At 64.8% G+C, this 21,249-nt stretch carries 15 protein-coding genes; 8 read left to right on the forward strand and 7 right to left on the reverse strand.

Going from position 1 to position 21,249, the window contains the following annotated elements:
- Positions 1-155 precede the first annotated feature (155 nt).
- The 6 genes from recC (at position 156) to G1E_RS18785 (ending at position 11,871) form a co-directional block, all read left to right on the forward strand.
- Positions 156-3,638 (forward strand): exodeoxyribonuclease V subunit gamma, encoded by a 3,483-nt coding sequence (gene recC / locus G1E_RS18760; RefSeq protein WP_047150003.1) that lies wholly within the window; start codon positions 156-158, stop codon positions 3,636-3,638.
- Complete coding sequence (gene recB, locus G1E_RS18765; RefSeq protein WP_009683888.1) at positions 3,635-7,309, forward strand: exodeoxyribonuclease V subunit beta; 3,675 nt, start codon at positions 3,635-3,637, stop codon at positions 7,307-7,309. The genes recC and recB overlap by 4 nt, the downstream gene beginning before the upstream one ends.
- Positions 7,306-9,381: an exodeoxyribonuclease V subunit alpha gene (gene recD / locus G1E_RS18770; RefSeq protein ID WP_047150004.1), complete on the forward strand. Its 2,076-nt coding sequence runs from the start codon at positions 7,306-7,308 to the stop codon at positions 9,379-9,381. Before recB ends, recD begins: the two co-directional genes overlap by 4 nt.
- Before the next feature lie 159 nt (positions 9,382-9,540).
- The gene (locus G1E_RS18775; protein WP_033690595.1) at positions 9,541-10,107 is read left to right on the forward strand and encodes a YfiR family protein; all 567 of its coding nucleotides are present in this window, start codon (positions 9,541-9,543) and stop codon (positions 10,105-10,107) included.
- The gene (locus tag G1E_RS18780) at positions 10,104-11,375 is read left to right on the forward strand and encodes a diguanylate cyclase domain-containing protein (RefSeq protein ID WP_009683884.1); all 1,272 of its coding nucleotides are present in this window, start codon (positions 10,104-10,106) and stop codon (positions 11,373-11,375) included. Before G1E_RS18775 ends, G1E_RS18780 begins: the two co-directional genes overlap by 4 nt.
- A gap of 4 nt (positions 11,376-11,379) precedes the next feature.
- Entirely contained in the window at positions 11,380-11,871 is a 492-nt protein-coding gene (locus G1E_RS18785) for an OmpA family protein (RefSeq protein ID WP_009683883.1), read from the forward strand.
- 6 nt (positions 11,872-11,877) lie between these two features.
- Here G1E_RS18785 and G1E_RS18790 read toward each other — a convergent pair whose 3' ends face one another.
- The gene (locus G1E_RS18790; protein WP_009683882.1) at positions 11,878-12,828 is read right to left on the reverse strand and encodes a LysR family transcriptional regulator; all 951 of its coding nucleotides are present in this window, start codon (positions 12,826-12,828) and stop codon (positions 11,878-11,880) included.
- A 132-nt stretch (positions 12,829-12,960) separates the two neighbouring features.
- On the opposite strand from G1E_RS18790, the gene G1E_RS18795 reads away from it, so the two are divergent.
- Together G1E_RS18795 and mmsB are read left to right on the forward strand one after the other, a co-directional pair.
- Positions 12,961-14,487 (forward strand): CoA-acylating methylmalonate-semialdehyde dehydrogenase, encoded by a 1,527-nt coding sequence (locus G1E_RS18795; protein ID WP_009683881.1) that lies wholly within the window; start codon positions 12,961-12,963, stop codon positions 14,485-14,487.
- A 10-nt stretch (positions 14,488-14,497) separates the two neighbouring features.
- Positions 14,498-15,385 (forward strand): 3-hydroxyisobutyrate dehydrogenase, encoded by an 888-nt coding sequence (gene mmsB / locus G1E_RS18800; protein ID WP_029887169.1) that lies wholly within the window; start codon positions 14,498-14,500, stop codon positions 15,383-15,385.
- 224 nt (positions 15,386-15,609) lie between these two features.
- Here the strand turns inward: mmsB and G1E_RS18805 are convergent, their stop codons facing one another.
- The 6 genes from G1E_RS18805 to G1E_RS18830 all read right to left on the reverse strand — a co-directional run bounded on the left by G1E_RS18805 (position 15,610) and on the right by G1E_RS18830 (position 21,238).
- Positions 15,610-15,954 (reverse strand): cupin domain-containing protein, encoded by a 345-nt coding sequence (locus G1E_RS18805; protein WP_003251579.1) that lies wholly within the window; start codon positions 15,952-15,954, stop codon positions 15,610-15,612.
- A gap of 96 nt (positions 15,955-16,050) precedes the next feature.
- Entirely contained in the window at positions 16,051-16,983 is a 933-nt protein-coding gene (locus G1E_RS18810) for a phosphatidate cytidylyltransferase (protein ID WP_009683878.1), read from the reverse strand.
- Between the two features lies 1 nt (position 16,984).
- Complete coding sequence (locus G1E_RS18815; RefSeq protein ID WP_009683877.1) at positions 16,985-17,608, reverse strand: lysophospholipid acyltransferase family protein; 624 nt, start codon at positions 17,606-17,608, stop codon at positions 16,985-16,987.
- Between the two features lie 10 nt (positions 17,609-17,618).
- Complete coding sequence (locus tag G1E_RS18820; protein ID WP_009683876.1) at positions 17,619-18,050, reverse strand: hypothetical protein; 432 nt, start codon at positions 18,048-18,050, stop codon at positions 17,619-17,621.
- Positions 18,047-19,483: a phosphatase PAP2/dual specificity phosphatase family protein gene (locus G1E_RS18825; RefSeq protein WP_047150005.1), complete on the reverse strand. Its 1,437-nt coding sequence runs from the start codon at positions 19,481-19,483 to the stop codon at positions 18,047-18,049. Before G1E_RS18825 ends, G1E_RS18820 begins: the two co-directional genes overlap by 4 nt.
- Complete coding sequence (locus tag G1E_RS18830; protein ID WP_047150006.1) at positions 19,484-21,238, reverse strand: bifunctional alpha/beta hydrolase/class I SAM-dependent methyltransferase; 1,755 nt, start codon at positions 21,236-21,238, stop codon at positions 19,484-19,486.
- Between the last annotated feature and the right edge of the window lie 11 nt (positions 21,239-21,249).

A 21,249-nucleotide genomic window follows, 5' to 3' on the forward strand; every position in this document is an offset into this window, starting at 1 on the left:
CTCCAAAAAAGTCCCCTGGCCTCACAACAATCCCTGTGGGAGCGGGCGTGCCCGCGAACACGGGCGAAGCCCGTGCCATGCCCCCCAGGGAACGTATCACGCGTGATATCGTTTCCCCCACCAACCTCAGCTCAGCACCTGCCAGAGAGTTTCCGATGCCCCACACCACCCATCTTCACCCCGGCTTCATGATCGTCCACGGCAACCGCCTCGACGATTTGCGCAGCCTTGTGGTGAGCTGGATGCGTCGCTACCCGCTGGCACCGTTGGAAAACGAAATCGCCCTGGTGCAGAGTAACGGTATCGCTCAATGGCTCAAGCTGGCGCTGGCGGAAGACCCGCTGGAGGACGACCAAGGTGGCTGCGGCATCGCCGCTGCAATCGAGGTTCAACTGCCCGGCAGCTTCATGTGGCAGTTGTACCGCAGCGTGCTGGGGCGCGATGAAATTCCCGAGGTATCCCTGCTCGACAAAGCGCCGCTGACCTGGCGCCTGATGCGTCTGCTACCAGCGCTGATCGAGCGCCCGCACTTCGAGCCGTTGCGCCGCTTCCTGACGGACGACGGTGACCTGCGCAAGCGCTACCAGCTGTCCGAGCGCCTGGCCGATCTGTTCGACCAGTATCAGGTCTACCGGGCCGACTGGCTCAGGGACTGGGCAGCGGGTGAGCACGTGCTGAACACCGCCCGTGGCGAACGCAAGGCCCTGCCCCCGGCTAACCGCTGGCAGGCCGAGCTGTGGAAGGCCTTGCTGGAAGACGTCGGCGAAAAAGGCATGGCGCAAAGCCGGGCCGGCGTGCACCAGCGCTTCATCGAACGTATCAATAGCCTGGAACAGGCTCCCCCCGGGTTACCCTCGCGGGTGATCGTGTTCGGCATTTCATCGCTGCCGGCCCAGGCCTTGGAGGCATTGGCTGGCCTCGCACGCTTCAGCCAGGTGTTGTTGTGCGTGCACAACCCTTGTCGCCACCACTGGGCGGACATCGTTGCCGACAAAGACCTGCTGCGCCACCAATACAAGCGTCAGCAGCGCAAACAAGGCATGCCCTTGCAGCTCGACGACCAGGCCCTGCACCAACACGCACACCCATTACTGGCTGCGTGGGGCAAGCAAGGCCGAGACTACATCAACTTGCTCGACAGCTACGACGACCCGGGTAGCTACCAAGGCGTGTTCAGCGATGGTCGCATCGACCTGTTCAGCGACGGTTCACCCGCCACGCTGCTCAATCAATTGCAGGACGACATTCTCGAACTCCGCCCGCTGGCAGAAACGCGCGCGCTGTGGCCGCCAGTCGATCCCGCCAACGACCGCTCGATCCGTTTTCATATTGCCCACAGCCCCCAGCGCGAAGTGGAGATTCTCCACGACCAGCTGTTGGCCCGCTTCAGTGCCGACCCCACGTTACGCCCGCGTGATGTCATCGTCATGCTGCCGGCCATCGACACATACGCGCCGCACATCCGCGCCGTTTTCGGCCAACTGCAGCGCAATGACCCGCGTTATATACCGTTCACCCTGACCGACCAAGGGCAGCGTGGTCGGGAACCTCTGCTGATTGCGCTGGAACACCTGCTCAAGCTGCCGGACAGCCGTTTCGCAGTCAGCGAAGTGCTCGACCTGCTGGATGTCCCGGCGGTAAGAGCCCGGTTCGGTATCCGCGAAAACGACCTGCCTACCCTGCACCGCTGGATCGAAGGCGCAGGCATTCGCTGGGGCCTCGATGCCGAGCAGCGAGCCAGCCTTGGCCTGCCCGCCGGGCTTGAACAGAACACTTGGCGCTTTGGTTTGCGACGCATGCTGTTGGGGTATGCCGTAGGCGTGGGCGAAGCGTGTGACGGTATTGAGCCGTACGATGAAATCGGTGGTCTGGACGCAGCCCTGATCGGCCCGCTGGTGGCCCTGCTCGACGCACTGGATGTCGCCTGCCAGGCCCTGGCCGAACCGGCCACCGTCAGCCAGTGGGGCGAGCGCCTGCATGCCCTGTTGCATGTGTTCTTCCTGGCCGAGGACGAGCACGACGAATTCCTGCTGATCCAGTTGCAGGATCTGCGCGATAGCTGGCTTGAAGTATGCGAAACGGTCGGCCTGCAGGACCCTCTGCCATTGACCGTGGTACGCGAGGCCTGGCTGTCGGGGCTGGACCAAGGCAAGCTGTCGCAACGTTTCCTGGCGGGCTCGGTGAATTTCTGCACCCTCATGCCCATGCGTGCGATCCCATTTCGGGTGGTGTGCCTGCTGGGCATGAACGATGGTGATTACCCCCGCGCCCAGCAGCCGCTGGACTTCGACCTGATGGCCAGCGACTACCGCCCCGGTGACCGCTCACGCCGTGAGGACGACCGTTATCTGCTGCTCGAAGCGCTGCTGTCGGCACGTGACCAGCTGTACGTCAGCTGGGTCGGGCGCAGTATCCGTGACAACAGCGAACGCCCGGCCTCGGTGTTGATCGGGCAGTTGCGCGACCACCTTGCGGCGGGTTGGCAGCTGAACGGCGCACAGCAGGGCCAGGCGACACAGGCTGGCGAGCAACTGCTGCACGCCCTGACCCAGGAGCACCCGCTGCAACCGTTCAGCCCGCGCTACTTCCAGAAGGGCAGCCCGCTGTTCAGCTATGCCCACGAATGGCAAGTGTTGCACCAGCAGAGCGAGTGCGACCCGCAGGGCGAAACAGCCCTGGCGCCCTATCAGGATGATGAAGCGCTTACCCTGACCCAGCTGAGTGACTTTCTGCGCCACCCGGTTCGGCATTTCTTCAGTCAGCGCCTCAAGGTGTACTTCGAAGCGCTGGAGGCGCCGACCCCGGACGAAGAACCCTTCACCCTCGACACCCTGCAGCGCTACGGCGCCAGTGAAAGCCTGCTCGGTGTCGCCTTGGCCGCACCGGGCAACGCCGAGCAGGCCCTGCAGGCTCAGGCCCGGCGTTTGCAGGCTTGCGGCGTGCTGCCACTGGCGGGGTTCGGCGAGCTGCTGCAAAGCGAGTTGATCGAGCCGTTACCCGACCTGCTGCAACGCCACCAGCAGTTGCTGCAACGCTGGCCGCGCTTGGTCGAGGGCGCTTTGCCCGTTCATTTCGAGCACGGCCGGCACCGTCTCGAAGGCTGGCTGGGGCGGGTATTCCAGGCCGACGACCAAAGCCTTCTGAGTATTACCACCGTGCCCAACACCATCAGTGCGGGGCGCAACAACCTGAAGTGGCACCGCCTGATCGCGCCCTGGGTCGCCCACCTGGCGGCCTGTGCCGCAGGCTACGCCTACCATAGCGCCCTGGTCGCCAGCGACCTGACCCTGTTGCTGGCACCGCTGCCGCAAGGCGCCGCCGGGCAACTGTTGGGCGACCTGCTGGTGGCGCGCCAGGCCGCGATGAACGCACCCCTGTCGGTCGCCGCCAAAACCGCTTTTGCCTGGCTGGCCCACGACGATGCCGACAAAGCCCTGGCCGCTGCGGCCCGCGCCTACGAGGGCGATGAACGCAACAGTTTCGGCGAGCGCAGTGAAAGCATCGCCCTGGCTCGGCAGTTCCGTGATTTCGCCGCACTCACCGCCGACGAAACCTTTGAAGGCTGGTGCGAAACCTTGTACCGCCCATTGTTCACCGCACCCTGGCAGACCCTGGGCAACCCGGAGAAAGGCGCATGACCCAGGCCCGCCCCTTGGCGTTGAGTTTCCCCTTGCATGGCAGCCAGCTGATCGAGGCCAGTGCCGGCACCGGCAAGACCTTCACCATTTCCGCCCTGTACCTGCGCCTGATCCTCGGGCATGGCGGCGAGCAGGGTTTTGCACGCGAACTGCTGCCACCGCAGATTCTGGTGGTGACCTTCACCGACGCCGCCACCAAGGAGTTGCGCGAGCGTATCCGTGCCCGCCTGGCAGAAGCTGCACGCTTCTTCCGTGGCGAGCTGGAGGGCGCCGACCCTTTGCTGCACCAACTGCGTGACGACTACCCGCAAGAGGCCTGGCCGCGCTGTGCCGGGCGCCTGGAAATTGCGGTGCAGTGGATGGACGAAGCAGCGGTATCGACCATTCACGGCTGGTGCCAGCGCATGCTGCGCGAGCACGCTTTTGACAGCGGCAGCCTGTTCACCCAGACCCTGGAAACCGACCACAGCGAGCTGCTGGGCCAAGTCATGCGCGATTACTGGCGGCGGTTCTGCTACAGCATGCAAGGCCAAGCGCTGGCGTGGGTGCGCAGCCATTGGGTCAGCCCCGACGCCTTGCTCCCGCGCATCCGCCCCTTGTTCGGTCGGGTGCGGGCCGAGCAGCACGGCGCGGAACCGGCGGCACTGATCGAGGCATCGTTGCAGCAGCGCAGCGAACAGTTGGCCCGGCTCAAGGCACCTTGGCTACAGTGGGCCGAAGAGCTGCGGCAGATCTGCCGCGATGCCCTGGCTGCCAAGCAGGTCGACGGCCGCAAGATGCAGGCGCGCTATTTCGAACCCTGGTTCGACAAGCTCCACGCGTGGGCTACGGACGAACAACAGGTGGAGCTCGACCTCGGTACCGGCTTCACCCGCCTGACACCGGCCGGCATGGCCGAGGCCTGGAAGGGCGAGCCACCCGCGCACCCAGGCCTGGATGCCATGCAGACCCTGGCGCAACACCTGCAAGCCCTGGATAGCCCGGATGCCCTCCTGCTCGAGCATGCCGCCAATTGGGTTTCGGCACGGTTTGAAGTGGAGAAGCGCCGGCGGGCAGAAATGGGCTTTGACGATATGCTGGTGCGCTTGCAGCACGCACTGGCCAGTGAAGCCGGCGAGCGTCTGGCCGGGCTGATTCGTGAGCAGTTCCCGGTGGCCCTGATCGACGAATTCCAGGACACCGACCCGGTGCAGTACGGCATTTTCGAGCGTATCTACCAGATCAGCGAAAACCGCCCGGACACCGGCCTGTTCATGATTGGCGACCCGAAGCAGGCGATCTACGCCTTCCGCGGTGCAGACATTTACACCTACCTCGCCGCACGGCGGGCCACCAGCGGTCGGCTGCACAGCCTGGACACCAACTACCGCTCCAGCAAGGCCATGGTGGCGGCAGTCAATCAGGTGTTCCTGCAGGCCGAGGCGCGTCAGGGAGGGCGCGGGGCGTTCCTGTTCCGCGGTGCCGATGACAACCCGTTGCCGTTCATCGAGGTGCACGCCAAAGGCCGTAGCGAACAGCTGGTGATCAACGGCGAAGCCAGCGCTGCCCTGCAATGCTGGCAGCTGCAGAGCGAAGAGCCGGTATCCGGCAGTGTCTACCGCCAGCAACTGGCCGCCAGCTGCGCCAGCCACATTGTCGATTTGCTCAATGGCGGCCAGCAAGGCACGGCCGGTTTCCGCAGTGCCGAAGGCGCACTGCGCCCCTGCCTGCCTTCAGACATCGCCATTCTGGTGCGGGATGGCCACGAAGCGCAGCTGGTGCGCGCCGAGCTGGCCGCACGCGATGTACGCAGTGTGTACCTGTCCGACAAGGACTCGGTGTTCGCTGCCCAGGAAGCCCACGACCTGCTGGCCTGGCTCAAGGCCTGCGCCGAGCCCGATTCGGAGCGCCTGCTCAAGGCGGCCCTGGCCAGCCTTACCTTAGGCCTGTCGTTGCCCGCGCTGGACCGCTTGAACCAGGACGAGCGGGTCTGGGAAGGCTGGGTCATGCGGTTCCGCTACTACCGCGAAACCTGGCAGCGCCAGGGCGTACTGCCGATGCTGCGCCACCTGCTGCATGACTTCCAGCTGCCGCGCACGCTGATCCGCCGCAGCGATGGCGAACGGGTGCTGACCAACCTGCTGCACCTGGCCGAGTTGCTGCAGCAAGCAGCTGGCGAGCTGGATGGCGAACAGGCGCTGATTCGCCACCTGGCCGAGCACCTGGCCAGTTCTGGCCAGGCTGGCGAGGACCAGATTCTGCGCCTGGAAAGCGACGAACAGCTGGTCAAGGTGGTGACCATCCACAAGTCCAAGGGCCTGGAGTATCCGCTGGTCTACCTGCCGTTCATCTGCACCAGCAAACCTGTGGACGGTAGCCGGCTGCCGCTGGCCTGGCACGACCCTGAAGGCCACGCCCACCTTACCCTGACCCCAAGCCAGGAGCAGATCGAACGCGCCGACGATGAGCGCCTGGCCGAAGACCTGCGCCTGCTGTATGTGGCCCTTACCCGTGCCCAGCATGCCTGCTGGCTGGGTGTCGCCGACCTCAAGCGCGGCAACCAGAAAACGTCGCAGTTGCACCGCTCGGCGTTGGGGTATCTGCTGGGTGGCGGCCTTGCCCTGGCCAGTTCGGCGCAGTTGGCCGACTGGTTGCAGGCCCTGGCCGCGGGTTGCCCGCACATCGCCTGCCCAGGCCTGCCGCCGGCGCAGCAGCAGGTGTATCGCATGCCCCACGCCGAACGTGAATTACTGCCGGCACGCAAGCCACGCCGCGCCGCCGCTGAGCACTGGTGGATCGCCTCCTACAGCGCCCTGCGCGTTGGTGACCAAACCCTCGGTGCCGACAGCTCGCAGGCCCAGCAACTGCAGGATGACGAAGTCGTCGATGTGCAGGTGCTGCGTGAAGTCCCGGCCGACAGCGGTGATATCCACCGCTTCCCGCGGGGGCCGAACCCCGGCACCTTCCTGCACGGTCTGCTGGAGTGGGCAGGCCGCGAAGGCTTTAGCCTGGTAAGCCGTAACCCGCAGTTGATCGAGCGAACCGTTGGCCAGCGCTGCAACCGCCGAGACTGGACGGGTTGGATCCCCACCCTCAGCCAGTGGATGCAGCGCTTGCTGAGCGAGGCCTTGCCGTTGCCCGGCAGTGGGCAGAGCGTGACGCTCGGGGAGCTGTGCACTTACCAGATCGAAATGGAGTTCTGGTTCGCCAGCCAGCGCGTCGACGCCGAGCAGCTGGATCGTCTGGTAGCACGCCACACCCACCCCGGCCTGGCGCGCCCGGCGGCGCAGCCGACGCTGCTCAATGGCATGTTCAAAGGGTTCATCGACCTGGTATTCGAGCTGGACGGCCGCTATTACGTGACCGACTACAAATCCAACTGGCTTGGCCCGGATACCCAGGCTTACGATGCCCTGGCCATGGAAAAAGCCATCCTCGAACACCGCTACGACCTGCAGTACGTGTTGTACCTGCTGGCCCTGCACCGGCAACTGCGCGCGCGGCTGCCGGATTACGATTATGACCGCCACGTGGGCGGTGCCTTGTTCATCTTCCTGCGGGGCGCCAGCAGCAGCGGGCACGGCGTTTACTTCACCAAGCCACCGCGTGAATTGATCGAAAGCCTGGATGCGCTGTTCCGTGGCGAGCACCCGCCCACCCAGCAGGACCTGTTTGCCGGAGTCATGCCATGAGTCGCAGCCTTGTCGACCTGTTGCCCACCCCATTGCACGCCGAGTACCTGCTGGCGCTGGCGCCGCAAACTGACAGCGGTGACCTGCTGCAACTGCTCGACCGCTGGGTCGAACGCGGCTGGCTACGGCCGCTTGACCGTGCGTTCGTGTCATTTCTGGAAGAGCGGGCCCCAGGCAGTGACCCCTTACTGCTGCTTGCCGCAGCGTTGGCCAGCCATCAACTGGGCCACGGCCACGTCTGCCTCGACCTGCAGCAAACCCTGACCGAGCCCGACTTTGCCCTGTCGTTGCCGCCAGAGGGCGACGCACTGACCGGCCCGTTGCTGTTGCCTTCGCAATTGCTGGCCAACCTCGACTTGCAAGCATGGCGCCAACGCATCGTTGCCAGCCCGCTGGTGGCCGCTGGCGACGCACCGGGCCAGCAGGCGCGCCCCCTGGTGCTCAGCGGCCAGCGCCTGTACCTGCGCCGTTACTGGAGCTACGAGCGGCGTATCGACCACACCTTGCGCCTGCGCCTGAGCCAGGCTGAAGCAGCGCCGGCGGACTTGCCGCAACGCCTGGCGCAGTTGTTCGAGGGCAGCGCCGCGGCAGGCCAGGTGGACTGGCAGAAGCTCGCCTGCGCCCTGGCCACCCGCGCCGGCTTCAGCATCATCACCGGCGGCCCCGGTACGGGCAAGACCACCACGGTGGTGCGCCTGCTGGCGTTGTTGCAAGCGCCGGCGGTGGAGCAGGGCAGGCCATTGCGTATCCGCCTGGCGGCACCCACCGGCAAGGCCGCTGCGCGCCTGACCGAGTCCATTGGCCAGCAGGTCGAGCGCCTGCAGGTCAGTGCCCAGGTACGCGAGCAGGTGCCGACCGACGTCAGCACCGTGCACCGCCTGCTCGGTAGCCGCCCGGGTTCGCGGCACTTCCGCCACCATGCGGGCAACCCGTTGCCGCTGGATGTGCTGGTGGTCGACGAAGCCTCGATGATCGACCTGGAGATGATGGCCAACCTGCTCGACGCCTTGCCAGCGCGGGCACGCCTGGTATTGCTGGGTGACAAGGACCAGCTGGCCTCGGTCGAGGCCGGTGCCGTGCTGGGTGACTTGTGCCGGGACGCCGAAGAAGGCTACTACGCGCCGGCCACCGCCAGCTGGCTCGAACAGGTCAGTGGCGAATCGCTGGCTGGCAGTGGCCTCAAGGTTGGCGATGAACAGCGCAACCCGCTGGCCCAGCAAGTGGTGATGCTGCGCTTTTCGCGGCGCTTTGGCGAAGGCAGCGGGATTGGCCAGCTGGCGCGGCTGGTCAACCGGCAGGACGCCCACGCGGCGCGCAACCTGCTGGCCATGCCACCGGCTGATGTGCACAGCCTGGTGCTCAGGCACGAGCAGGACCGCGCCTTCGACCGCCTGCTGCTCGACGGCTTGAACCAGGGCAGCGAAGGGCCACAAGGGTACCGCAGTTATTTGCGTACCCTTGGCCGCTATCGGCCGTTGCTGGATACCCCGTTCGACGACCCCGCCTGGGAGCAGTGGGCGGGCAAGGTGTTGCACAGTTTCGAGGACTTCCAGTTGCTGTGTGCGGTACGCCGCGGTGCCTGGGGCGTCGAAGGGCTTAACGAGCGGGTGGCGCGGGTGCTGCACGGCGCCGGCCTGATCGATAGCCAGCAGCCTTGGTACGAAGGGCGCCCGGTGCTGGTCACCCGCAACGACTACGGCTTGGGCCTGATGAACGGCGACATCGGCATTGCCCTGCGTTTGCCGGACGAGCGCGGCGAGCCGCTGCTGCGGGTGGCCTTCCCGCGTAATGACGGCAGCGGCGGCGTGCGTTTTGTCCTGCCCAGCCGCCTGAATGAAGTGGAGACGGTATTTGCCATGACGGTGCACAAGTCCCAGGGTTCGGAGTTCGGCCACACCGCACTGGTACTGCCCGACGCACTGAACCCGGTGCTGACCAAGGAGCTGGTCTACACCGGGATCACCCGCGCCAAGCACTGTTTCAGCCTGGTCGAGCCGCGCCAGGGCATTTTCGAAGAAGCGGTGTCGCGCAAGGTAAGGCGCATTTCCGGGTTGATGCTGGAGCAAGTCTGACCCCGGCCGAAACCAGGTGGAGATCCCCTGTGGGAGCGGGCATGCCCGCGAACACGGGCGCAGCCCGTGCCAACCACCGCGGTGCCTGCCTTTCTACAGTGGTGCGGCCATGTGCTATCGTTGCGCCGAGACCAGAAAGGACTTTGAGAGATTCCCCACATGCATGTGGCCGCAAGACGTGTGACAAGCTGTGCGGTTTCGCTATTGCTGGCCGTCCTGTTTATCGCTACGGATCCTGCCCGGGCGGACACCGCAACCACCAACGCCCAGGCGCAGCAACGGGCCAAGGCCGTCACCCAGGTCGTGCTGGGTATTTTCAGCTACGCGCGCTGGCCGGTGGAGCCGTCTCCATTACGCCTGTGCCTGGTCGGCCCCACCGAATACGCTGATGACCTGATCAAGGGCCAGGTGCAGGCGTCTGGCCGCCCGCTGCAAGTGAAGCGCTTGCTGGCAGATGACAGTCAGGTCGCTCAGGCGTGTGATGCGATCTACATCGGCAAGCTCGACCAGCGCCAGCGTGACAAGCTGTTCGAGCGGGTCAGCGGCTACCCGGTCCTGAGCATCAGCGAATCGAATGACCCATGCACCCTCGGCAGCCTGTTCTGCCTGCGGGTCAGCGACCAGCAGGTGGCCTTCGAGGTCAACCTTGACTCGGTGGCGCGCTCCGGGGTGCGCATTCACCCCAGCGTGCTGCAACTGTCGCGGCGCCGGGCGGTGCAACCATGAAGCCGACCCGCAAGCGCAGCCTGCGCCCAACCCTGCGCTCGGTGCTGGGCCGTGCACACTTGAATGTCGCCTTGCTGGCCGTGGGCCTGGCCGGTATTTCCTTGACCCTGTTGGGCGTGCTGGCCTTGAGCGCCTACGCCAATCACAACCTGCAACTGATTGCCCGGTCGATCAGCTACACCGTGGAGGCGGCGGTGGTGTTCGATGACAGTGCCGCCGCCAGTGAAGCGCTGGGGCTGATCGCAAGCGCCGAGGAAGTGGCCGAGGCCAGGGTATTCAATGGTGAAGGCGAGCAACTGGCGCGCTGGCAGCGTGCCGATTCGGGCATGCTTGCCCTGCTGGAAGCGCAGGTCGCCAGCGCGTTGCTGGACGAACCGGTCAAGCTGCCGATCATGCACCAGCAGCAACAGATCGGGCGCATCGAACTGGTTGGCCAGGGGCGTAGCCTGTTGCTGTTCATGCTGGGGGGGCTTGCCGGTATTCTGTGTTGCACGGTCTTGAGCGCCTTGGCTGCCCAGTACCTGTCGCGGCGCCTGCTCGGCGATATCACCCGGCCGCTGCGCGGCTTGGCCAGCGTCGCCCACGCCGCCCGCCGCGAGCGCAGCTTCGATCGGCGTGTGCCGGAAACGGCGATTGCCGAGCTCAACGAGCTGGGGAATGACTTCAACGCCCTGCTGGACGAACTGGAAGTGTGGCAAAGCCACCTGCAGAGCGAAAACCAGACCTTGGCCCACCAGGCCAGCCACGACAGCCTGACCGGCCTGCCCAACCGCGCCTTCTTCGAAGGGCGCCTGAGCCGCAGCGTGCGCAACGCAGCCAGCCAGCAGGATCACATGGCGCTGCTGTTCCTCGACAGTGACCATTTCAAGCAGATCAACGACACGCTGGGCCATGCGGTGGGGGACGAGGTGCTGATCAGCGTGGCCGAGCGCCTGCGTGCCCAGTTGCGTGAGCATGATCTGGTTGCACGTTTGGGCGGTGACGAATTCGCCGTGCTGCTGACGCCCTTGCAAACGCGCCGGGATGCCGAGCACATTGCCGAAAAAATCGTCGCCAGCATGAAGCTGCCGGTGCCGCTGGACAGCGGCCGCAGTGTCGCCACGTCGGTGAGCGTCGGTATCGCCTATTACCCGGAAGACGGCGCCGACCCGGCCAGTCTTCTGAGTGCCGCCGATGCGGCGATGTATCAGGCCAAGCGCAAACGGCGTGGCCATTGGCAAGTGGCGCAGACGGAACGGTCCGCCAACCCTATCGACAACAGGAGCTGAACCCGTGATACAGGCTTTACGTTTTCCACTGTGGGCCTTGTTGCTCGCTGTGCTGGCGCTGACCGGCTGCCAAAGCGCGCCGCCCAAGGGGCTGACCCCGGAACAGATTGCCGTGCTCAAGCGCGAAGGCTTTACCCCCACCGATGAAGGCTGGGCGTATGACTTGTCTGGCAAAGTGTTGTTCGGCAGTGACCTGGACAGCCTCAACAGCCAGAGCCAGGCGATTGTCGAGCGGATCGGCAAGGCACTGCTGGGCGTGGGTATCCAGCGTGTGCGGGTAGACGGGCATACCGACTCGTCGGGCAAGGCGGCCTACAACCAGGAGTTGTCCGAGCGCCGCGCGCAGAGCGTGGCCAAAGCCTTGGTCGGGGTCGGCATGCAGCCGCAGAACATCCAGAGCCAGGGCCTGGGCAGCAGCCAGCCGGTGGCAGACAACCGCACCAGCGCCGGGCGTACAGAGAACCGGCGCGTGTCCATCGTGGTGGCGTCCTACTGAGCCCCGTCACTGCTGGGCAAAGCGCATTTCCCGGGTCTGCCCCATCAACAACGGCGCATTCGCCTCGGTCACCCCGCGAATGTAATCCCACAACAGGGTGATCCGCTTCAGCTTGCGCAGGTCCTCCCGGCAATACATCCAGAATTGCCGGGTCACCTCGATGTCCTCTGGCAACACCGTGACCAGCCGTGGATCCTGCGCAGCCAGGAAACACGGCAGGATCGCCAGCCCGCGGCCCTGCAACGCCGCCGTGTACTGTGCAATCACACTGGTACTGCGTAGATGCGCAGTGGCGCCGGGGATCAGGTTGGCGAGGTACAAGAGCTCTGAGCTGAACGCCAGGTCGTCCACGTAACTGATGAACGGGTGCCTGGCCAGGTCAGCCACCTGGCGTATCGGCGCATGGCTGTCCAGGTAGCCCTGCGTCGCATACAGCCGCAAGCTGTAGTCGCACAGCTTGCAGCACACATAAGGCCCATGCTCGGGCCGCTCCAGGGCGATGACGATATCCGCCTCGCGCTTGGACAGGCTGATGAAGTGCGGCAGCGGCAGGATATCCACTGAAATGGCCGGGTAGGCGTCGACGAAGTGGCTCAACTGCGGGGTAATGAAGAAACTGCCGAAGCCTTCTGTGCAGCCCATGCGCACATGCCCCGACAACGCCACGCTCGACCCGGATACCTGCTCGCACGCCATGTGCAGCGTGCTTTCGATCGACTCGGCATAGCCCAGCAAACGCTGGCCCTCGGCGGTGAGAACAAAGCCGTTGGTGCGCGACTTTTCGAACAGCAAGGTACCCAGCGCCCCCTCCAGCGAGCTGATGCGGCGCGATACCGTGGTGTAGTCCACGCTCAGGCGTTTTGCCGCGCTACTGGCCTTGCGGGTACGGGCCACTTCAAGGAAAAACTTCAAATCGTCCCAGTTGAGCGCGCTCAGGGATGTGAGATCTTTTTGCATGATGATCCGGTTTTTTTGTGCGTTCTTGTTGGATGTTTGCACATCTATACTCGAAACAAGCCTCAGGACGCCACCTCGCGTTTGCTTGGCGCTGGCGATCTCGTCCCGACAATAATTCCAAGGAGAACGCAGATGAACGCACCGCAATCCCCGAACCCGACCAAGGTCGACCAGGTGAAGCTGCTGATCGACGGCCAGTGGGTCGAGTCCAAGACCACCGAATGGCGCGACATCGTCAACCCGGCCACCCAAGAGGTGCTGGCGCGCGTACCGTTCGCCACGGTAGAAGAAGTCGATGCAGCGGTAGCCGCTGCCCACCGTGCCTTCAAGACCTGGCGAGACACCCCGATTGGCGCGCGCATGCGCATCATGCTCAAGCTGCAGGCGCTTATTCGCGAACACACCAAGCGCATTGCCCAGGTGCTCAGCGCCGAGCAGGGCAAAACCCTGGCTGACGCCGAGGGTGATATTTTCCGCGGCCTGGAAGTGGTGGAACACGCTGCTTCCATCGGCACCTTGCAGATGGGTGAATTCGCCGAAAACGTCGCCGGCGGTGTCGATACCTACACCCTGCGCCAGCCTATCGGTGTATGCGCTGGCATCACGCCGTTCAATTTCCCGGCGATGATCCCGCTGTGGATGTTCCCCATGGCCATCGTCTGCGGCAACACCTTTGTGCTCAAACCGTCCGAGCAGGACCCGCTGTCGACCATGCTGCTGGTCGAGCTGGCGCTGGAAGCCGGCGTACCGGCCGGGGTGCTGAATGTGGTGCACGGTGGCAAGCAGGTGGTGGATGCCATTTGCACTCATCAGGACATCAAGGCGATTTCCTTCGTCGGCTCTACCGACGTCGGTACCCACGTGTACAACCTGGGCAGCCAGCACGGCAAGCGCGTGCAGTCGATGATGGGCGCCAAGAACCACGCCGTGGTGCTGCCCGATGCCAACCGTACGCAAACCATCAATGCCCTGGTCGGTGCCGCCTTCGGCGCGGCGGGCCAGCGCTGCATGGCCACCTCGGTAGCGGTGCTGGTGGGCAAGGCCCGTGAGTGGCTGCCGGACATCAAGGAAGCAGCCAGCAAGCTCAAGGTCAATGCCGGGTGTGAGCCAGGCACCGATGTCGGCCCGGTGGTTTCCAAACGCGCCAAGGAGCGTGTGCTGGGCCTGATCGAAAGCGGCATCAAGGAAGGCGCCAAGCTGGAACTCGATGGCCGCGACGTCACGGTGCCGGGTTACGAGCAAGGTAACTTCGTTGGCCCAACCCTGTTCTCGGGTGTGAAGACTGACATGCAGGTCTACACCCAGGAAATCTTCGGCCCGGTGCTGGTGACCCTGGAGGTCGATACCCTCGACGAGGCCATCGCCCTGGTCAACGCCAACCCGTTCGGTAACGGCACCGGCCTGTTCACCCAAAGCGGGGCGGCCGCGCGCAAGTTCCAGAGCGAGATCGACGTGGGCCAGGTGGGTATCAACATTCCGATCCCGGTGCCGGTCCCGTTCTTCAGTTTCACTGGCTCGCGTGGGTCCAAGCTCGGCGACCTTGGCCCATACGGCAAGCAAGTGGTGCAGTTCTTCACGCAGACCAAGACTGTCACTGCCCGCTGGTTCGACGACGACAGCGTCAACGACGGCGTGAACACCACCATCAGCCTGCGCTAAGGAGTTCCTCATGCGTATCGCATTCATTGGCCTGGGCAACATGGGCGCGCCCATGGCCCGCAACCTGATCAAGGCCGGGCACCAGTTGAACCTGTTCGACTTGAACAAGGCTGTACTCGCCGAGCTGGCCGAACTGGGTGGGCAGATCAGCCCGTCGCCCAAGGACGCGGCGGCCAACAGCGAGCTGGTGATCACCATGCTGCCTGCCGCTGTCCATGTGCGCAGCGTATACCTGAACGAAGATGGCGTGCTGGCCGGCATTCGTGCCGGTACGCCCACCGTGGACTGCAGCACCATCGATCCGCAGACCGCGCGTGATGTGTCCAAGGCTGCAGCGGCCAAGGGCGTGGACATGGGCGATGCGCCGGTGTCCGGTGGCACCGGCGGTGCGGCAGCCGGCACGCTGACCTTCATGGTCGGTGCCAGCGCCGAGTTGTTCGCCAGCCTCAAGCCGGTGCTGGAGCAGATGGGCCGCAATATCGTCCACTGCGGCGAGGTGGGCACCGGGCAAATCGCCAAGATCTGCAACAACCTGCTGTTGGGTATCTCGATGATCGGCGTGTCCGAGGCCATGGCGCTGGGTAATGCGCTGGGCATCGATACCCAGGTGCTGGCCGGCATCATCAACAGTTCGACCGGGCGTTGCTGGAGCTCGGATACCTACAACCCATGGCCGGGCATTATCGAAACCGCGCCAGCATCGCGTGGCTATACCGGTGGCTTTGGCGCCGAACTGATGCTCAAGGACCTGGGGCTGGCGACCGAAGCGGCGCGCCAGGCACACCAGCCGGTGATCCTGGGGGCTGTGGCCCAGCAGTTGTATCAGGCCATGAGCTTGCGTGGCGAGGGTGGCAAGGACTTCTCAGCTATCGTAGAGGGGTATCGCAAGAAAGATTGACGCAAGAGGTGGGCTTCATCGCGGGCCAGGTGGCCTTCCCTCTGTAACTGCGCACCAGAGGGAAGGGCACTTGCCCCGCGATTTTTTTGCCCCGATTCTCCAGGCGCCACATAACCCTGTGGGAGCGGGCATGCCCGCGAACACCGGCAAAGCCGGTGCCATCTACCACACTGCCTGTTTCGCGGGCGCGCCCGCTCCCACAGAGTTAGTTGTAGAGTGTCTGATCAGGCGAAGACGAAATACTTGCGCACGGTCTCGACCACTTCCCAGGTGCCTTTCATACCCGGTTCAATGACGAACACATCACCGGCCTTCAGGTGCTTCGGCTCTTCGCCTTCCGGGGTGATGATGCAGTAGCCATCGAGGAAGTGGCAGAACTCCCACTTATCGTAATTGACCTCGAACTTGCCCGGGGTGCAGATCCAGGTGCCCATGATCTTGCTGCCGTCGGCCGACAGGTAGGCATTGAGGTTGACGGTGTGCGGATCGCCGCCGATGCGCTTCCACTTGGTGGCGTCCACGACCGGCGTGGGGCAGGTTTCGCGCAGGACGGTGATGAAATCGGACATGGCACAACTCCTGGTGACTGGCTAAATGACTGGTCACCATAGGGCCATCGGCCGAGCCGCAGTTGCCTGGGCTCGACGTCCAGCTGTCTGGTCGCGCTATGCCCACCAATACCGCACAAAGTGGAAGAACACTGGCGCTGCGAAGCACACCGAATCCATGCGGTCGAGCATGCCGCCGTGGCCTTCGATCATGTGCCCCCAGTCTTTCACCCCACGGTCACGCTTGATAGCCGACATCACCAGCCCGCCGAAGAAGCCCATGGCGTTCACGGCCAAGGCCATCAGCGCGGCCTGCCAGAAGCTGAAGGGCGTGATCCAGCACAGCAGGGCGCCGATCAGGGTGGCCAGCGCTACGCCGCCGGCCAGGCCTTCGACGGTCTTGGAGGGGGACAGGTTGGGCGCCACCTTGTGTTTGCCGAACAGCTTGCCGCACACGTACTGCAGCACGTCGCTGAGTTGCACCACCAGAATCAGCCAGGCGATCAACAACAGGTTGCGGCCCTCGTAGCCGGGGATGTCCAGGGTCATCAGGGCCGGCACCGACGACACGCAGTACACGGCGATCATCAAGCCCCATTGCACTTTTGACGCACGCTCGAGGAACCGTGTGGTATCACCGCCCAGGCTGGCGAGGATCGGCAGCAGCAGGAACAGGTACACCGGGATGAAGATGCTGAACAGGCCGTACCAGTCCATGGCGATCAGCACGTACTGCACCGGGAGTGCCACGTAGAAGGCTGCCACCAGTGCCGGGTAGTCGCTGCGCCGGGTAGGGGTGAGGGTCATGAATTCGCGCAGGGCATAGAACGACACACCGTAGAACAGCACGATCACACCGTACTTGCCGAACACAAAGGCAATGCCGATCACCACCACCATCACCCACCAGGCATTGATGCGGGCGTTGAGGTTGTCGATCACGGCGTGCGGCGCCGGGCCGGCGCGCCATTTGAGCAGGCGGCCGACCACGCTGGCCAGCAGCAGCAGGGCGCCGATGCCGGCAAACAGGGAAAGGGTGTTGTTGTCCATGTCAGGCATCCTTGGGGGCCAGGTTCAGCAGGGCCTGGCTGGCACGCTCGAGAAACGCCTGCTTGCTTTCATCGGCGTGCAGGTGCAGCGGTTCGCCAAAGCTCAGGGTGCACAGCAATGGCAATGGCAAGGCGCGCCCTTTGGGCATCACCCGGTTGAGGTTGGCGATCCAGACCGGTACCAGTTCGACCTGCGGGTGGGCGGCTGCCAGGTGATACAACCCGCTTCTGAAGGGCAGTAGCGGTTCGTCGCCAAGGTTGCGCGTGCCCTCCGGGAAGAAGATCAGCGAGTCGCCCTGGGCCACCGCGTCCAGCACCGGCTGCAAAGGGTTGCCTTGCCCTTCGCTGCGCTGGCGCTCGATCAGTACCCCGTTGAAGACCTTGCGGATAAGAAAGTCGCGGATGCCCGGCCTGGCCCAGTAGTCTGCGCCGGCCACCGGGCGCGTGCGTTGGCGCAGCCCTTGCGGCAGCGAGGCCCACAGCAGCACGAAGTCGCCGTGGCTGCTGTGGTTGGCGAAATACAGGCGCTGCACCGGCAGCGCCGAGCACCCCAGCCAGAGGGCGCGGGCCCCGGTAATCAGGCGGGCGGCCGAGGTGATGACGTAAGCAGTCAGGTTGGCGAGCATAGGCAGGTGGTCATCCCTTCACAGGCAGTGTCAGCAGGGTAGCCAAGGCTAGCGACAGCTGCAGGCCCAGGCATACGGCCTGACGGCGCAACAGGCCCAGTGCGGCCCGGCTGCGGGCAGGCCAGGCGCGGCCGTCGGTGGCCTGTGGTTTGAGTTTCAGTTCGAACAGGGCGCGGTCCAGGGCCTGGGTGTCAGCCGGCAGGTCTGCGCTATTGGCCAGGTGGGCAAACAGTTCGGCATCGATAGCCACGCGGATGGCCCAGTATTTGTGGAACACGCCGAGCACCAGCAGCACGCTGCACAGCAGGCTCGCCAGCGGATGCAGCGGGGCATTGAGCAGCGGTGAAAGGCCATACGCCAGGGCCAGCAAGGTGAGGCCGTCGGACAGGCGCTCCAGCTGTTGGCCTCGGCCCAGCAGGCTGGCGGCCACGCGCAGGTTCATGGCTGTGCTCCCAGTTGCTGAAGAGCCTGGTGATGCGCGTTGCGCAGTACGATGCCGGGGCGTGCTTGGCGAATCAGCGCTTCTGCCTGTTGGGCGTCGCTGCTGCGGCCGGAGAGCAGCAGCCACGCGGCCACGGCGCTGGCGCTGCGCGAGTAGCCTAAAGCGCAGCACACTAGCACCGGGCCCTGGGCGCGCAGGTGTTCGATGGCGTTGGCGGCCTGCTGTAGCAGGGCAACGTCTGGCGCTATCAGATCCAGGGTAGCGAAACACTGATAGTCAAGGGCTGACGCGATCGTCGTAGGAGCGGCCTTGCGTCGCGAAAGGGCTGCGGAGCAGCCCCGACAGTTTCTGCTGCGAAGCTGAAAACCCTGGGCCGCTTCGCGCCCCTTTCGCGACGCAAGGCCGCTCCTACAATGGTTTGCGTTACACGGCAGTTCTGCGCACAGATCAACAATTGCAGCGAACTGCGTGTCGCGCCCTGGGATTCTCCCCAGGTACACACCATCACACACCTGGTCGGCCTGTGGATGGCGCCGGGTCCACCACCGCGAATTGAGCCACGCGCCCGCCAGATAGGGTGCCAGCAGCCACCGGCTTGCAGGCGACAAGCGCCCGTCATCACCCTTCTGAAAACCACCCGCCCCGAACACGGCGTAGTTCAGCGCCACCAGCCCCAACGACACCGCCGGCCAACTCAACCACAGCCAAACCCCGCCCATCGCAGCGGCAGGGAGTACACACAGCAGCGCGCCCAAGGCATAACAAGCGGCAACCTTCCAGCGCTTGGCATCCTGAGCAAGACGGGCCGCCTGAAAGGGCAGGCGCCCTTGCTGCGGCCACAGCCACAGGCAGGCAAACCCCGCCAGCGCCCCCGTGGGCACATCGATGAAATGGTGCTGCCAGGTGGTCAGCACCGACACCCCGATCAGCGCCATCCAGCCATGCATCAGCCAACGCCAGGGCTGGCGTTGCACATGCCGGGCAAACATCGCCCAGATGATCACCAGCAAAGCGATGTGCAGCGAAGGCGCCTGGTTGAATGGCTTGTCGAAGCCCATCAACACATCGAACAGCCAGCCGAACAGCCCGTCCAGGCCCGGCCGCTCGAAGGTGAACCGCAGCGGCCACAGCAGAAAACAGCAGACGCTGATCACCTGTGCGCTGAGTAGCGCCAGCGCATGGCGGTCCATTTCCTGGCGTGTGCGCGGCAGCAGGAAGGACAACCCGTACAGCAGGTCGATCGACCAGTACGGGATGATCGTCCAGGGCCACAGCGGCATGCCGTGCTCCCAGCCGAACACCAGGCTGCCGACATCACTGCGCCCAGCCGTGTAATTGTTCGCCAGCCCATAGCTGAGGAAGAACAACGGCCCCAGCAGCAGAAGCCAGAACACGCCCCGGCGAATCAGCCCGTGCTCGCGTGGCGGGCTCACTCAGCGCACCCGCTGTGCCAGGCTGACGCTGAAAATGCCCCATTCATCGATACGCTGGGCCAGCTTGCGGAAGCCCGCGGCCTCAATCAGCTGGTCCATCTCGGCCTGGCTGCGCCGGCGCATTACCCAAGCCTCGCCACCGCGGTGGCTGGTGAGGGCGCGGGCAATCATCTCCAGTTGCGGGTGCCATGGCTGGCCGGTGTAGACCAGGTAGCCGCCATCCTCTATGGCGTCGGCCAGCCCGGCGAGGGAATTGCCCACCAGTTGGTTACTGGGGAAGAGCTCGTACAGCCCCGAAACCACGGCCAGCGTTGGGGGCTGTTCAAGTGTGGCCAGGCTCTGGCGATCGAAGGCGTCGCCCTGGACGAATCGGGCGATGTCGGCCAGGCCCTTCTCGCGGATCAGCGCGCTGCCTTGCTGAACGTTCAGTTCGCTGTAGTCGCGCAGCAGGATCGAATCTGGCAACTGCTCAAGGCCTTGAAGGGCTTCGAGGATATAGCGGCCATGGCCAGCCGCGATATCGACGATGTGCACGGGCCGTTGCTGTTCACGCAGGTGGGCGATGGCCAGGCGCAGCAATTGCTCGACGTGCAGTTTGCGTTGGCGTATGCCACGCCAGCCGATGGCGTCGAGGTAGTTCTGGTCGATCAGGCGCCCCAGTTTGCCCTTGCCGGTCGGCTGGTTGCGGTACACGTAGTCGAGGGTGCTGCCAGAATCGAAGCCGGTGTCAAACCCGAGCTTCACCCCCGCAGACAGCCCCTTGCCCAGGCTCAAGCCGGCGCGGGTGGCGCGCCAGTAAAGGTCGCGTGGCGAGTTGCGCGGCAGCGGCGCAGCCAGGCTTTCTGCCTCGGCGCAACTGGCCCCGGTCTTGTCGGCATCCAGCAGTGAGGGCAACGCGGCGGGGCTGGCGAAGCAATGGTCGACAAACCGTTCGATGCGCCTAAGGGCATGGGCCCGATCACGTTCACCCAAGGTGTCGTGGAAGAACCCGGGCAGTATGTGCATCTCCTTTCGTGTGCTGCCGAGCCGGTCGAAAAACCGTTCTTGCGGTTGGCGCTCGACCACGAAATCAGCCCCGGACACCAGCAACTGGGTCGGCACCTGGATGGCCTGGGCGTCGGCCACCACGCGGTCGGCGGCCTCGTACAGGCCCAGCAGCATGGTTACCGAAATGGGCCGGCTGATCAGCGGGTCGGCCACGTACGACATCACCCGCTCAGGGTCGTGGGTGAGCAGGCGCGGCTTGACGTAGCTATTCACGAAGAAATTGCCGCGCAAGGCCTTCAGCAGCTTCAGGCCTGGGCGGGCAAACGGCACGTACAGCTTGACCTTGAACGCTGGCGAGGCCAACACCAGGCAGCGCACCTTGGGCGCGTAGTCGTGGGCCCAGGTGGCGATCAGCACGGCGCCGACGCTTTGTGCCAGTACCACCAGGTCCTGTTCGGCGATGCCGTGGTGGGCCTGGATGTGTTCGATGAAGGTTTGCACGTCGCGCACACTGGTGGCGAACCCCGGGCTGTCGCCACGCGCGCCTGGCGAGCGGCCGTGGCCGCGGGCATCCCAGGCGAAGAAGTCGTAGCCCGGCATGTCCAGCTCATCGGCCAGGTGGGCCATGCGCCCGCCGTGCTCATGGCCCCGGTGGAACATCACCACGGCGCGGCGTGGCTGGTGTTCGTTGCGGGTGGCAGGCCAATGACGGTAATGCAGCTCGACACCGTCATGGGTGGGGAAGTGCAGCGCTTGCGCTTGGCGCATGGTCAACGTCC

It is taken from the genome of Pseudomonas sp. TJI-51, assembly GCF_000190455.2.
GTDB lineage: Bacteria > Pseudomonadota > Gammaproteobacteria > Pseudomonadales > Pseudomonadaceae > Aquipseudomonas > Aquipseudomonas juntendi.